We start from the raw sequence: 15,096 nt of genomic DNA, 5'->3' as shown, positions 1-15,096 counted from the left end.
GTTCCAGCGGGAGCGGCACTGGGTGGAGCGCTCCTCAGCACCCGTCGCGCCGTCCGCCGATGCTGCGAGCGTACCTGACGGTCGCGTTTGGCAATCGGCCTGGCGGCTACTCCCGCCGTGCCTTCCGCGCGATGACACCATCGAGGGCACGCGGGAGCGATGGCTGGTCGTGACCGATGAGAGCCTGGGGGCGACTCCCCTGGTGGTGGCACTGGAGCGTGCCGGTTTGCCGGTGCAGCGCCACTGCGTTGGCGACGTCGCCGGCATCGAGAGCACCTTGCGCGGTATCGCGGCGGCGGGCGCTGTCGCTCGCGTGGTGTACATCGCAGGGACGCTCGACGCGCAGGCAGCGGGATCTTCGTCTACCCGTTCGCCGGCTGCTGCCTACCTGGCCACTACCACAGGGCTACTAAAACAGTTATTGGGTCAGCTCACTGCCCTTGCATCGAAGGCTGACGGCGAGCGCGCGCACCAGCTCGCCGTGGTCACGACAGGGTTGGTGGAGATCGCGGACGGCGATGCAGTGAATCCCGACGCGGCCACGGTACTCGGGGCGTTGCGCGTAACACCGCAGGAGTCGGCCGAGGCGACGCTGCGCGTGATCGACATCGATCCAGCGGATACCGAGGCGGGGTTGCGCTTGTACCGTGAGCTGGTCACGCCGAAGGTGCCCGAGGGAATCGTGGCCCTGCGCGGACGCCACCGCTGGGGTGAGTGCCTGCAAGCTCTCGATCTGCCCCCGGCACAGCCGCTCGCAAGAGGGTCGCTAGTGGTCTTGATTGGTGGCCTCGGCAGGATCGGCCGTGTGATTGCGCGATGGCTGGTCGAGGCGCGTGGCGCGCGCATCGTGATGGTGAGCCGCCGGGCGGGCGATCCGCCGAGTATGGACGAGGAATTGGCGTCGCTGATCGCTCAGGGCGAGGTGTTCGAGCGCCACAGCGTGGACGCGACGAACGCATCGGCGCTCGCCACTCTGTTCGACGAAGTGGCAGCTCGCCATGGACCGATCGACCTCGTGCTTCACCTGGCGAGCATCCCGTCGCGAACACCGCTGCAGACCACGGCCGAGGAGGACATCGTCTCGCCGCTGGGCGCCAAGGTGGACGGCACCTACGCCCTCGCCACCGCACTGAGCGGCCACCAGCCGCGGGCCGTGGTGTTGTGGTCGTCCCTGGCGTCGCTCCTCGGCGGGCCGGGCACCTTGAGCTACACGGCGGCGAATGCGTTTCTCGATGCGTTCGCCACCGCCCACGGCGACCCCTGGCGCAGCGTCAGCTGGGACGTGTGGGAGGATTGGCGAAGGGGACCTGCGGGCTTGGCGATGCAGGGCCTGAACGTGGCGGCGGCGATGGAGCTCCTGGAGCGAGTGCTCGCGGTACCCGACCTCAGGCATACGTTGGTCTCGACGCGCGATCTGGTGCAGCGCCAGCGGGAAGTCGTCGAACGCCTGCGTGCCTGCGGGAGCGAATTCAGCGCGGATGGAGATGGGCCAGCAGGACGCGCGGCGCGCCCGCAGATCGCAACCGCGTTCGTTGCCCCGCGCAACGAGATCGAAGAGGCGGTGGCCGAGATCTGGGCGGACGTGCTCGGGCTTGAGCAGGTCGGCGTAGAGGATCCGTTCTTCGACCTGGGCGGCGACTCGCTCCTGGCGACGATGCTGCTGTCGAAGCTAACGTCGCGCTTCGCCCTGGATGTGCCGGTGGAGCGCTTCTTCGAGGCGCCCACGGTGGCGAGTGCGGCGCGGGTGATCGCGCAGGAGCTGGAACGCACGACGGCAGGCGAGGACCTGGACGCGTTGCTCTCGGAACTCGAAGGGCTGAGCGATGAGGAAGCGGCGCGGCTGCTCGAGGAAGATCCCTCGTGAGCAGCAGGCTGCAGGATCGCCTCGCTGAATTGTCGCCGGAGAAGCGCCGGCTGCTGCTGAAGCGCCTGGCAGAACAGCGACGTGTGCAAGCGGCGCCTACCATCGTTCGGAGCGGTGAGGCGGTGGCACCGCTGACCTTCGCTCAACGGCGCCTGTGGTTCCTGGAGAAGCTGGCCCCGGGCAGTGCCCTGTACAACAACCCCACGGCTATCGACGGTACGGGACCGATCCAGGTCGATGCCTTGCGCACGGCGTTGGCGGGTATCGTCGCCCGTCATGAGAGCCTGCGAACGCGCTTCGTCGATGCCAGTGAGGAGTGCCCCAGCGGGGGAATCGGCAGCGACGGGATCGCTGATGAGGCGGTCCAGGTGGTGGTGCCAAGTGGTGAGGCGCCGGCAGGGCTGGTGCCGCTCGTGGTGCACGATCTTCGCGATGTTGAGCCGTCCGCGCGCGACGTACGCCTGCGTGCGCTGCTGATCCACGCGGCGGAAGACGCGTTCGATCTCGGTGTCGGTCCGCCGTGGCGCGTGGTGTTGGTGCTGGTGAGCGATGAGCGCTGGAGCCTCGCCGCCACCTTCCACCACATCGTGTCGGACGCCTGGTCTTCGCAGTGCTTCTTGGCGGAGCTGGTGGCCGGTTACCGCGCTGCCATTGCCGGGCGCGACAACCCCCTGGATGAGCTGCCGATCCAGTACGGCGATTTCGCCCGCTGGCAACGCAGCGCTGCGTTCGCCGCCGATCTGGCATCCCAGCGCGACTGGTGGCTCAGCCGTCTCGAGGACGCGCCCAGCGCGTTGCAGCTCCCGCTGGATCGCCCGCGACCCGCCACGCCGAGCTACGTGGGCGATTCGATCCGCTTCCAGCTATCTCCGGCGAGCACGGCTGGCCTGCGTCGCCTGGCGGCTGCGGCGGAGGAGGGCACCACGCTCTTCATGGTGCTATGCGCTGGCCTAACCGTGTTGCTGACGCGCCTGGCGGTTCAGCGGCAGGTGTGCATCGGCACGGCGGTCTCCGGACGCGGTCGAGCGGAGACCGAAGCGTTGATCGGGCTGTTCGTGAACACGCTCGTGCTGCGCGTGGACACGGCAGGCGAGCCCACTTTCCGCGAGTTGCTGGCGCGGGCGCGAGAAGCGTCCGTGGGCGCCTTCGCCCATCCCGACGTGCCCTTCGAACAGCTAGTAGAAGCGCTGCCCGTGCCGCGCGAGGCCGCCCAACATCCGCTGTTCCAGGTGATGATGTTGCTGCAGAACGTGCCGGCGCGGGGCGAGCCGCTGAGGGAGCTGGGGCTTACGATCGAGCCCCGGGAGGGCAGTAATCGCCGGGCTCGCTTCGACCTTACGTTCTCCTGGCACGAGGTCGATGATGGACTGCGCTGCCACGTGGAATTCGCGACGGAACTCTTCGAGCGATCGACCGTACGAGCGTGGTGTGAGGCGTACGGCACGCTGCTGGATGCCGCGGCCGCCAGTCCGGATACACGCGTGAGCGAACTCCCGCTCGGACTGCCCCTGGCCCTTCGGCACGGCGAGGCGTGGGTAGAAGATCAGTCGCGCCGAGTGCAGAGCTCCCGCGGGACGGCCATCGATGATGATACGCGGGCGCGATCGGTGGCTGAAGGGTTCGCCCGCCGGGCCAGGACGCATCCGACGGCTGCGGCGATTGGATTCGATGGCAAGTGGTGGACGTACGCTGAACTGGAGGCACGTGCTGAAGCGCTTGCTGCGCATCTGACGGCGCTCGGTGTCGCTGCTGAGACACGCGTCGGACTGGCCACTGCGCGGGGCCTGGCCGATTGGCTGGGTATGCTCGCTGTATGGAAGGCCGGTGGGGCCTACGTGCCGCTGGACCCGTCGTTTCCGCGTGATCGACTGGACTGGATCGTCGCATCCAGCCATCTGCAACTGGTGCTCACTTCGGGGGAGGGCCGGGCGATCGAATTGGCGCCGTCGGTGGCCACCGTCGACCTCGACCAGTGGCTCGCGAAGCCCGTTGACGCCGAAGCCTGCACCGCCCTGGCGGGGGAGGGGAACAGGGCCGATCCTCACGCCTATGAGCGCACCGCGTACGTGCTCTACACCTCGGGGTCCACGGGGCGGCCGAAGGGCGTCGCCGTCTCCCATCGGGCCGCGCTGTTCTTCCTCGACGCCATGCTCTCGCGTCTTCGTTGGGACGCGAGGGTCAGGTTGCTCGCCGTCACCACGCTCGGCTTCGACATCGCGTTGCTGGAGCGGTGGGGGCCATTGCTCGCCGGCGGGACAACACGGGTGCTGAGTGCTGCCGAGGCCGCGGACGGCGAGATACTTGCCGAGCGACTGACTGACGGCGACGCCAACGTCATGCAGGGTACCCCCGCTACCTGGCGTCTGTTGCAGGAAGTCGCATGGCCTGCGCCGGGCAAGGCCAGCGAACGGGCAAGTGAGCTAACGGTCCTATCGGGCGGGGATCTGCTGCCTCGCGATCTCGCCGACTGGCTCAGCGCACGGGCCCTTGCCGTGTGGAACCTCTACGGGCCGACGGAAACCACGGTGTGGTCTGCAGCACACCGCTATCACCCGGGGTCTGACGACGCCCTGGCCGCGACGGCGACAGTGCCCCTCGGCGCGCCGCTGGGGGCGACGCGGTTCGCTGTGCTCGATGCTCGGCGAGAGCCCGTGTCCGTGGGCGTGTGGGGAGAACTCGCCATCGGCGGCGACGGCGTCGCGCACGGCTACGAGGGACGCCCCGGCGAGACCGCCGCGCGCTTCGTGCCCGATCCCTACGGGCCGCCCGGTGCGAGGCGTTACCTCACCGGTGATATCTGCCGACTGCGCACGGACGGCCAGCTGGAGTTCGGTGGCCGCCGCGACGGTCAGGTGAAGGTGCGCGGCTTCCGGGTGGAGCTGGGCGAGGTGGAAGCACGCCTGAGCGCTTGCCAGGGGGTGACGGCCGCCGCGGTCGTGCTGGACGGCGAGACACTGCTCGCGTTCGTCGCGCCGGCGACGGTCGAGGCGACGTCGCTGGCGACAGAGCTCGCCGATGCGCTACCGGCGTATATGCTGCCGCGCCAGATCGAAGTACGGGAGTGTTTGCCGCTGACGCCGAACGGCAAGCTCGATCGCCGCGCCTTGTCCGAGGAGGCGCAGCTGCTGCGCACCCGCTCGTCGGCAACGATCGCACCGCGCACGGATGCCGAGCGCACGGTCGCTGCGATCTTCGCCGACGTGCTCGAGCTGGACGTGGCGCAGGTGGGTGCTGACGACGATTTCTTCGCCCTCGGTGGGCACTCGTTGCTGGCGACGCGGGTGGTCTCGCGCCTGCGCCAAGGTGCGGGCCGTGAGGTGCCCCTGCGCGCCCTGTTCGAGGGGCCAACCGTCGCGCAGCTCGCCGCGCGGGTGGAGACGGCCGTCGCGTCAGATGAGGGTCAGGGGCTCATTCGGCGCAATCCGCACTTGGCCCAGACCGAGGTACCGCTGACCGCCGCCCAGTCGCGCCTCTGGTTCCTGGCCCAGCTCGACCCGACCGATGCTGCCTACGCCATCCCCTTGCTGCTGCGCCTGGAGGGGGCACTCGATCGGGAAGCGCTGGCCCAAGCGCTCAGCGATACGATTCGGCGCCACGAGATCCTGCGTACGACGTTCCCCGCCGTCGATGGGCGCCCCTATCAACGTGTGCATACGCCCGAGAGTCCAGAAGCGGGCGCCGCCGCCCACGTCGAACTGGTTGATCTTTCTGGCACCGGTCCTGATGCGCGCGGGGGGGCTGTCGCCTCGGCCGCCCTGGCGGCCGCCCGTCGACCCTTCGCGCTGGAGTGGGGGCCGCTGCTGCGTACCGTGCTCCTGCGACTCAGCGCACGGTCCCACGTCGCGGTGCTGGTGATGCACCATATCGTCAGCGACGGCTGGTCGATCGCGATCCTCGCCCGTGAGCTCGCCGCGCTCTACGGCGCACGACGCGCAAAGCTACCGAATCCATTGGTTCCCATGCCCTTGCAGTACGGCGACTGGGCGCTGCACGAGGCGGAGCTCTCGAGGTCGCCGAGGCGCGTTGAGGACGAGCAGTACTGGTCGCACGTCCTTGCTGGCGTACCGACCGAGTTGACGTTGCCCGGGAGTCGAGCAACATCGGCGTCGACTCACCGCCGCGCGGCGCGCTTTCCGATCGCGCTCACCTGCACGCAGGCTACCGCCGCGCGTGCCCTGGCCGAGCGCCACGAGGCCACGCTCTTCATGGTGCTGTTGGCCGCCTACGTCCTCGCCTTGCGGGCGGAGGGTAGTGGCGCTGACCTCGTGATTGGGTGTCCGGCTGCTGGCCGGGACGACCCGCGGCTCGAAGACATGATCGGCTTCTTCGTCAACACGCTGCCCCTGCGCATCCGGCTAGACGCGCACACCACCTTGGCGCAGGTACTCGGCCACGTGCGCGACACTACCCTCGGCGCGCTGGCGCATCGTCGGTTGCCGTTTGCGCGCATTGCCGAGAACGCGGCGCAGGGCGGCCGAGTGCCGCCGTCCCTCGGGCAACTCTGGTTCGTGCTGCAGAACGCACCGCGGCCCGCACTGGAGCTGTCGGGCTTGACGATCACGCCCGTGCCAGCAGAGGAGATCGCCGAGGCCGCCAACGGGCTGCTGCCCGCCCGCTACGACCTCAAGCTCGAGCTGCAGGAAGCCGATGATGGGAGCATCCGTGGGGGGTTCGAGTACTGCACGGCCCGCTTCGACGAGCGCCTGATGGCGCGCCTGGCGCAGCGGATGGCTGACGCACTCGAGGTGTTGGCGAATACTCCGAAAGCTTCGCTCAGCGACTGGCTGGCGGCCCGTGCCGGGCGGGCGGCCGTGTCGCTGGCGGACCAGCGACGCGCCGGCCTTGCAGGCCTGCGCAGCCGCCGATCAGGCGCCGCCCAACGGAACACCAAGGCATGAGTGGCGCGCGCCCAAGTCTGCCTCGCCCGACGCCTGGCCGTCGCCGCCGAACGGTCTCCCTGGACGGCGATGCGCTGGTGAAGATGGAGGCGATGTCCAACGGTGCGGCGTTACCAGGGCTGTACCGTGCCACCCGGGCGGACGTCCAGGTGCTGGCCTGGCTATCGACGCGACGAGAGCAAGTGCTCGCCCGACTCCGGCGGCAGGGCGCCGTGCTCCTACGCGGGTTCGACGTGACGGAAAGCGCCACCATCGAAGCGGTGACTAGCGCCCTCGCTGGCGAGGACACGCTCACCTACGACTACCGATCGACGCCACGGCGCGAGGTCGAGGGTCGGGTCTATAGCTCCACCGAATACCCGCCGGATCAGGTGATCCCACAGCATAGCGAGCAGTCCTACGCGCGTCTGTACCCGCGATTGCTGGCCTTCGCCTGCCTGCAGCCCGCGAGCGTCGCCGGCGCGACGCCTCTCGCGGATAATCGCCAGGTGCTGGCACGGATCCCGGCGGAGGTCCGCCGCGAATTCGAGCGCGCAGGGGTCATGTACGTACGGCACTACGGCGACGGCCTGGATCTGCCCTGGCAGGAAGTGTTCCAGACCGATGACCGCGCCGAAGTAGTCCGCTACTGCGAGGCGCGTCAGATGGAAGCGACGTGGCTCGACGACGGCGCACGCCTGCGTACGCGCCAGGTGTGTCCGGCTATCGTTGCCCATCCGCAGACCGGGGAGGCAGTGTGGTTCAACCAGGCCCACCTGTTCCACGTCTCCGCCCTCGAGCGGCACGATCGCCAAGCCCTGACAGAGCTGTTTGGTCCCGGCGGTTTGCCGCGCCAAGCCATGTTCGGCGATGGGCGGGAGATACCCGATGCCTACCTGCAAGCGGTGCGCCAGGCGTTTGCGCAGGAGACGACCCGCTTCGATTGGGAAGCGGGTGACCTGCTCTTGATCGACAATCTGTTGGTCAGCCATGGGCGGGAGGCCTACCAAGGGGCGCGCCGTGTAGTGGTCTGCATGGCCGGTGTCGGTGATTCCATGGCCTGGCAGAGAGCCCAGCTATGAGCGAGGCGATGGACAAGGTGGGCGTCGGTGTGGAGACGGCGTTCTCTCCCCTCTCTCCCGTGCAGCGCAGTCGCCTTGGCTGGTGTAAGGAGCACGCGGCGCAGGCCGTGATGCGCCTGCGTGTCCAACTGAAAGGTACGCTGGATGCGCAGCGTCTGCGTCAAGCGATCGATGCGGTGGCTGCGCGGCATGAGCTATTGGCGATGGAGGTGGTGCGCCGCCCCGAACTCGCGGTCCCCGTGCAGCGCACGAACACCGCGTCGGCAGCGCTGGAGGTAGTCAGAGGGAATGACCCGGCGGGTGGGCATGCCGAACCGAGGGCGGCGTTCGCGTCGCCGACGGCTTCCGCGACGAGTGTGGTTGGTGCGCGATGCTCTCGCTTTGTCTTCACGCAGGCACAGGGTGATGAGTCCGGCGCCGACCCAGCAGGAGAGCTGGTCATCGAGTTGCCTTGGTTGCTCAGCGACCGGCGCACGCTCGAGCTGCTGGTGTCGGAGATCGCGCGGGCCTATGCGGGCGAGCTTGATGCGGCGGATGAGGAGGTTCTGCAGTTCCTAGATGTCGCGGACTGGCAGGAAGACCTGCTCGAGTCCGATGCTGCGGAGGAGGCACGCCGTTTCTGGCAGACGCTGCCAGCGCCTTCGCGTCGCACGCCTCGTGGGGTGGATGAGAGCGCTGGCACAGGTCGTGTGCACACGGTCGATCGCAGCCTAGGGCCGGAACTCATCAATACGCTGGAACGCTGGGCGGAGGGGCACGGACTGTCGGTCGCCTCGATCCTCGCCGCCGCGTTCAGCGCGCTGCTGTACCGTCGGGCCGGTGCCGCCGTGCCGGTGGCGGTGCAATTCGACGGCCGCGACGCGCCTGAGCTGGCTCAGGTGTTGGGGCCCCTCGACCGTTGGATCCCGCTGGCGGTGGACAACGATGAGTCGCCCGGAAGTATGTCGTTCGTTACCTACGCGACGCATTGGGCAGACGCCGAGGCGGAGCACCGCCGTTGGCTCGACGCGTTCGATGGACGGGCAGGCGAGGCGGGCGTCACGGTCGGTCCCTTCGATGCCGCATTCAGTGCCACTGGACAGGTCGAGAATACCAGCGAGACAGGCGGACTCTCCTTCCGTATCGCCGATCGCGAACGCGGACCCCTGCCAGCCCCGCTGCTGCTCGAAGCGACGGTGGGTGAGGGGCGGGGGCAGCTCACATGGGTCGCCGATACCAGCGCGCTCGGTAGGGACGAGCTGGAAACGTTGGCGGATCAGTTCGGCGTGTTGCTCGCAAGCGCGTTGGAAGCGCACCGCTCGCTAGACGCTCTGCAGCTGCTGTCGCACGAGGCGTCGGCGAGCGGATCGCGGGCGGCAGCACCGCCGCCGGCGAACCGTGCCCTGATCCCCGATCGTTTCGCCGCCACGCTCGCGGACGATCCCGGCGCACTGTGCGTCGTGGACGAGGCGACGTCGTGGTCGCGGGCTGACGTCGATCGTATGGCACGCGTCGTGGCCGCCACCTTGCAGGGCGAGCGACTAGGCGGGGAAGCCCGCATCGGTATCTGCCTGCCACGCTCGGCGCTCGTGGTGGCGGCCATGCTCGGTGTGTGGCGTCTGGGCGCCGCCGCCGTGCCCCTGGACCCCGAGTTGCCCCCGCACGCGTTGGCCACACGGGTGAGGGAAGGGCGCTTGGCGGCCCTGCTGGTGACGCGAGACTACTTGCGTGGCGATGGCACGCTCGATGGCATCGTTAGGCTGATCGAACTCGATGCCACGCACCTCCGGAATCAGCCCGTCGATCCAGAGAACGAAGTGCCAGCCGCCGCCCTCATCGGTGAGCACCTCGCCTACGGCATCTTCACCTCGGGCTCGACCGGACTGCCAAAACTGGTAGGCGTAGAACATGGCGCGCTCGCGAGCTACGTCGGCGCGATCGAGGAACGCCTGAGACTCTCGACAGGCAATACCTACGCCACCGTCTCCAGCTTCGCCTCGGACCTTGGCCATACCGCGATTTTCCCCAGCCTCGCCACCGGCGGCACGCTGCACGTGGTCGGCAACGACCAGATGCTGGACCCTGATCGCCTGGCGCAGCGGTTCCGTGCGTCACCGGTCGATGTGATGAAGATCGTGCCCTCGCACCTGGCGGCGTTGCTGAGCGGCAAGGACGCGGCGGGCGTGCTGCCGCAGGAGACCCTGGTGCTGGGGGGCGAGCGCTTGCCGGTTGCCCTGGTGAATCGGGTACGCGAACTCGCGCCGTCGCTGCGCATCATCAACCACTACGGTCCGACCGAGGCCACCGTGGGCGTGCTGACCGACGAGATCGAGAATCCTTCGGACGACGCGCCGCCTCTTGGCCAGCCCTTGGCGGGCAACGTCGTCGAGATCCGCGATGGAGCAGGCCAACTCGTTCCCCGCGGTATCCCAGGAGAACTATGGATCGGTGGCGCGCAGCTTGCCCGAGGGTATCTCGACGTGGCCATGCTCACGCAGCAGCGCTTCGCCTACTTGGCAGGCCAGCAGGATGGTGCTGAGGAGAGACGTTACCGCACCGGGGATCGCGCGCGCATGGATGTTGACGGTCGGGTCCACTTCCTGGGTCGCGCGGACGAGCAGGTCAAGATCCGTGGTCTGCGGGTGGAGCCCGCGGAGGTCGAGCATTGCCTGGCGACGCACCCGCAGGTGAGTGGAGCGGCCGTTCGCACGATAGACGGACAGCTGGTCGCCTACGTCACCGGGGAGACCGACGCCGCCGTGATCACACCCTGGCTGGCCGAGCGGTTGCCGCCCGCGCTCGTGCCCGAACGCTTGCTGGTGCTGGATGCATTCCCGCTCACGGCGAACGGCAAGGTCGATAAGCGCGCGTTGCCGGCACCGCCGCCGTTGCCGGAAGAGATTCCCCTGATCCCTGCGCAGGGAGACACGGAGGAACGGCTAGCGCAGATCTTCGGTGACGTTCTCGGTCTGGACTCCGTCTCTGTCGTCGCCGACTTCTTCTTTCTCGGCGGTCATTCCCTGCTGGCGACGCGCGCGGTGAGCCGGATCCGCGCTGACTTCGAGGTCGATCTACCGTTGACCGCTCTGTTCGAAGCTCCCACGGTGCGCAGCCTGGCACCGAAGGTGCTCGAGGCGCCGCGAGCCCGATCGGACGCCACGGTGGACGCGCCGCTGACCAGCGCCGATCGCAGCGAACCCATACCGCTGTCCTTCTCCCAACGACGGATGTGGCTGCTCGACCGGCTGGAACCGCAAGGACGCGCCGCCTATGCGATTCCGATGGCGGCCCGCATCCGCGGCCCGCTCGACGCCGCGGCGCTGGCAAGGAGCGTGGCGGCCATCGTCGCGCGCCACGAGAGCCTGCGCACGGTGTTCGTCACCGGCGAGGACGGCGAGCCGCGCCAGCGGGTGCTGTCGATAGATGAGGCGCCGGCGGTCACCGTCGAGCCGATCGACCTGGCGGGGGTCGCTCCGGACGACCGCGAGCGCACCATCGCCAAGGCTCTGGCCTGGTACACGAGCACACCCTTCGATCTCGAACGCGGGCCACTGCTGCGCGTGGCCCTGGCACCGCTGGCGCCCGACGAGCACGTACTCGTGGCGGTTTGTCACCACGTGGTGTTCGATGCCTGGTCGCGCGCGATCCTGCTCACGGAGTTGGCGAGTACCTACCTGGCGAACGTGCGCGGCTTACCCAACCCGCTGGCGCCGCTTCCTGTGCAATACCCGGACTACGCGGCGTGGCAACGTCGTTGGCTGGCCGGCGAGCAGCTGGAGGAACAGCTCGCCTACTGGCGTGACACGCTGGCGGGTGCGCCGCCGCTGCTCCGGCTGCCGGCGGATCGACCGCGTTTGCGCCGTCCCACCCATCGTGGCCACCAGCTCCGCTTCGCCGTGGATGCGCAAGCCGGCATCGGGCTCAAGGCGCTCGCCGAGGAGGAAGGCGCCACCCTCTTCATGGTGTTGCTGGCCGCCTTCGACGTGCTCCTGCACCGACTCACGGGGGAGGCTGACATCGTCGTCGGCTCGCCGATTGCCAATCGGCGGCGGCGCGAGTTCGAGCCACTGATCGGCTTCTTCAGCAACACGATCGTGCTGCGCACGTCGATGCACGGAGTGGACACGTTTCGTGAGCTCGTGCAACGGGTGCGTCAGGTCGCGCTTAGCGCTTACGCCCACCAGGACCTGCCCTTCGAGGAACTCGTCGAGGCGCTGCCGGTCACCCGCGATCTCTCGGCCAATCCGCTGTTCCAGGTGCTCTTCACCCTGCGCAACACCCCGTCGTCGCCGCGGGCCGTCGATGGGTTGACCTTCGAGCCAGTCGATGCCCCTGCCGCCGCGGCGAAGTTCGATCTGACGGTGCAGCTGGAGGAGGCGCCGGACGGTGGGTTGCTCGGCAGCTTCGAGTACGCCACGGATCTGTTCGACGAGGAGACCGTGGCCGACTGGCAGGCGGGATTCGTTCACCTGCTCACAGCGCTCGCTCGCGATCCAAACCAGCGATTGGGGGAGATGCCGCTGGGCTTGCCGGTCGCGGTGACCATGCCTTACGCCGAGGTGACGCCGCGGCCGCAAACGATCGATGAGTGGTTTGGTGCAGTTGCAGCGCGCCACCCGCAGGCCCCTGCCGTGGGGACGGGCGGGGAGTTCATGACCTACGGCGAACTCGATCGACGCGCGACGGTGCTCGCTGAGAGGCTACGAGCGCGCGGCGTCGAGGCGGAGGAGCGAATCGGCATCGCCGCCGAACGGGGGCCGGCCGAGTGGATCGCTATGTTGGCGGTCTGGCGAGTGGGCGGTGCCTACGTGCCCCTGGACCCCGATTTCCCCCGCGAGCGCCTGGACTACATGGTGGCGAACAGCGGCATTCGTCTAGTCCTGACCAGTGGCAGGCGGGCAGGCGACGCGCTAACGGACGCCGAGACCCTCGCCCTCGACGACCTGCAGTGGTCCACGGCGTCGACAGCGATCGAGCGGACACCGGCCACAGCGCCCTCGCCACGACGCTTGGCTTACGTGCTCTACACGTCCGGATCGACGGGGCGGCCGAAAGGGGTCTGCGTCTCACACGGTGCGGCCTGTTTCTTCCTCGACGCGATGACCCGACGCCTGGGGTGGGGCGCGGACACGCGCATGCTCGCCGTCACCACCCTCGGCTTCGATATCTCCCTGTTGGAACGCTGGGGGCCGCTCTTGGTCGGCGGGCGTTCGCAGGTGGCGAGGGCGGAGGAGGCAGCCGACGGTATCGCCCTGGCGCGTCGCCTGGCGGCGAGTGACGTCAACGCGATGCAAGCCACGCCCGCGACCTGGCGCTTGCTGCGCGATGCCGGCTGGTCCGGAGACTCGAAGCTTACGGCCTTGATCGGTGGTGAAGCGCTCCCAGGCGAGCTGGCTGACTGGGTCAGGTCGCACAGCGCAGCGGTTTGGAACCTCTACGGTCCCACGGAGACGACGGTCTGGTCCACGGCGCATCCCTACCTGGAGCGCACGGCAGCGGGGCACGTGAGCCTCGGTACACCGCTCGGCGCCACCCACCTAGCGATTGTGGATGCCGGCGTCCGCCCGGTCCCCATCGGAGTGTGGGGCGAGCTGGCCATCGGCGGTCCGGGCATCGCACGCGGCTACGAGGCGCGGCCAGCGGAGACGGCGCGGCGCTTCGTGCCCGACCCCTTCGCGTCGACGCCGGGTGCGCGCCTCTACCGGACGGGGGACGTCTGCCGCCTGCGCCGGGATGGCGCGCTCGAGTTCGGCGGGCGCCGTGACGGCCAGGTGAAGCTGCATGGCCTGCGCATCGAGATCGGCGAGATCGAAGCGGCCCTGGACAAGCTCTCCGACATCGCGGCAAGCGCCGCCGTGCTGCATGACGAGCAGCTGACGGTTTTCCTGGAGCTACCGCGTAGCGACCAGCGGGAGCCAGTCGCGGATGGCGCTACGCAAGGCGCACCCGCCGACGCTCACCAGGTCATCGAGAGCGCTCGGCGGGCGCTGACGCAAAGCTTGCCGGGCTACATGGTGCCCCACCGCTTCATCATCGTGCCCGCCCTGCCGCTGACGCCAAACAGGAAGGTCGATCGTCGAGCGCTTTCGGCGTTGGCCGAGACTGAACTCGCTGAGGCGCGCTCGTACGTGGCACCCCGGTCGGATACGGAGCTGGCCCTGTGCGAGATCTTTGCCGAAGTGCTGGGTCTCGAACGTGTGGGCATCGAGGATTCCTTCTTCGATCTGGGCGGCCACTCCCTGCTGGCAACACGGGTCGCTGTGCGCATCCGTGATCGCCTCGGGGTGGAGATCCCCCTGCGCGAGCTGTTCGAGGCGCCGACACCGGCTGCCCTGGCGGTGCGGGTGCACGACGGCGCCAACCGCAGCGACGGGTCAGGCTCGCGCGTGGCGCGGGCGCCGCTGCGGGCGCTACCACATCCGGACGAACTACCGCTCAGCTACGCCCAGGAGCGCCTCTGGTTCGTGGATCAACTCAATCCCGGGGATGCCGCCTACGCGATTCCGATGGTCCTGCGCCTAACCGGTCCCCTCGCCACCGATGCGCTGAGCGCCGCCCTTCGCGCGACGGTAGAACGCCACGAAGTGCTGCGCACGACTTTCGCGTCAGTGGCGGGCCGCCCCGTGCAGCGGGTGCATGAGGTGAACTCCCCGCTCGTCGCGGAGGCAGCGAGGGTGCGTGTCGCGGATCTGGCCACGGTCGCCGAAGGCGAATGCGATGAGCTGGTGCGGGAGTGGGCGAACAGGATCTCGCGCGAGCCCTTCGACCTCGCCCGAGGTCCGCTGCTGCGCGCGCAGCTGCTCCGCCTGGGGGAACGGGACCACGTGGTGATCCTGGTCATGCACCATATCGTCAGTGACGGCTGGTCCGCCGGTGTGCTCGCGCGCGAACTCACTACGCTGTACGCCGGGCGTATCGCCGGCCTTAGCCAGGCCCTGCCGCCCCTCGAGGTGCAGTACGCCGACTGGGCGCTGCACGAGCGTGCCGTGCTCGACGAGCCGGCGGTCGAGGAGGAACTTGCGTTCTGGCGACAGCGACTCGCTGGGATACCGACGCGAGTGCTGACCCCCGATGTGGATGAGCCGCCGACGCCGGCCGAGTTCGCCTTCGCCGTTGATGCGACAGTCGCAGCGGGGCTCGACAAGCTGGCCGCTCAGGAGCAGGCGAGCCTGTTCATGGTGTGTTTGGCCGCCTTCTCACTGCTGCTCGGACGCGAGAGCGACAGCGACGACATCGTCGTCGGAACGGACGTTGCCCACCGCACCCATACGGCGGCCGAGGGGCTCATCGGTTT

Annotated in this window: 4 protein-coding genes; all 4 read left to right on the top strand. The window is 68.8% G+C overall.

Annotated features, from left to right (window positions below; genetic code table 11):
* A partial coding sequence (locus AAF184_20780) for an SDR family NAD(P)-dependent oxidoreductase (protein ID MEO0424784.1) occupies positions 1-1,864 on the top strand: 1,864 nt, incomplete at its 5' end.
* On the top strand, positions 1,861-6,762 hold the full coding sequence (locus tag AAF184_20775) for an amino acid adenylation domain-containing protein (GenBank protein ID MEO0424783.1): 4,902 nt from the start codon (positions 1,861-1,863) through the stop codon (positions 6,760-6,762). The genes AAF184_20780 and AAF184_20775, both read left to right, overlap by 4 nt.
* A complete protein-coding gene (locus AAF184_20770; protein ID MEO0424782.1) occupies positions 6,759-7,823 on the top strand; it encodes a TauD/TfdA family dioxygenase in 1,065 nt (354 codons plus the stop codon). The genes AAF184_20775 and AAF184_20770 overlap by 4 nt, the downstream gene beginning before the upstream one ends.
* The coding region (locus tag AAF184_20765) for an amino acid adenylation domain-containing protein (protein MEO0424781.1) at positions 7,820-15,096 on the top strand (7,277 nt) is incomplete at its 3' end. The genes AAF184_20770 and AAF184_20765, both read left to right, overlap by 4 nt.

The organism is Pseudomonadota bacterium, from assembly GCA_039815145.1.
GTDB lineage: Bacteria > Pseudomonadota > Gammaproteobacteria > Steroidobacterales > JBCBZW01 > JBCBZW01.
Note: the sequence above shows the minus strand (reverse complement) of the source record. Positions and strands in the feature narration are given on the sequence as shown.

Bases quoted from the DNA above. Each gene is read 5' to 3' on its own strand.
- AAF184_20770 (MEO0424782.1), top strand. From the start codon at position 6,759: ATGAGTGGCGCGCGCCCAAGTCTGCCTCGCCCGACGCCTGGCCGTCGC.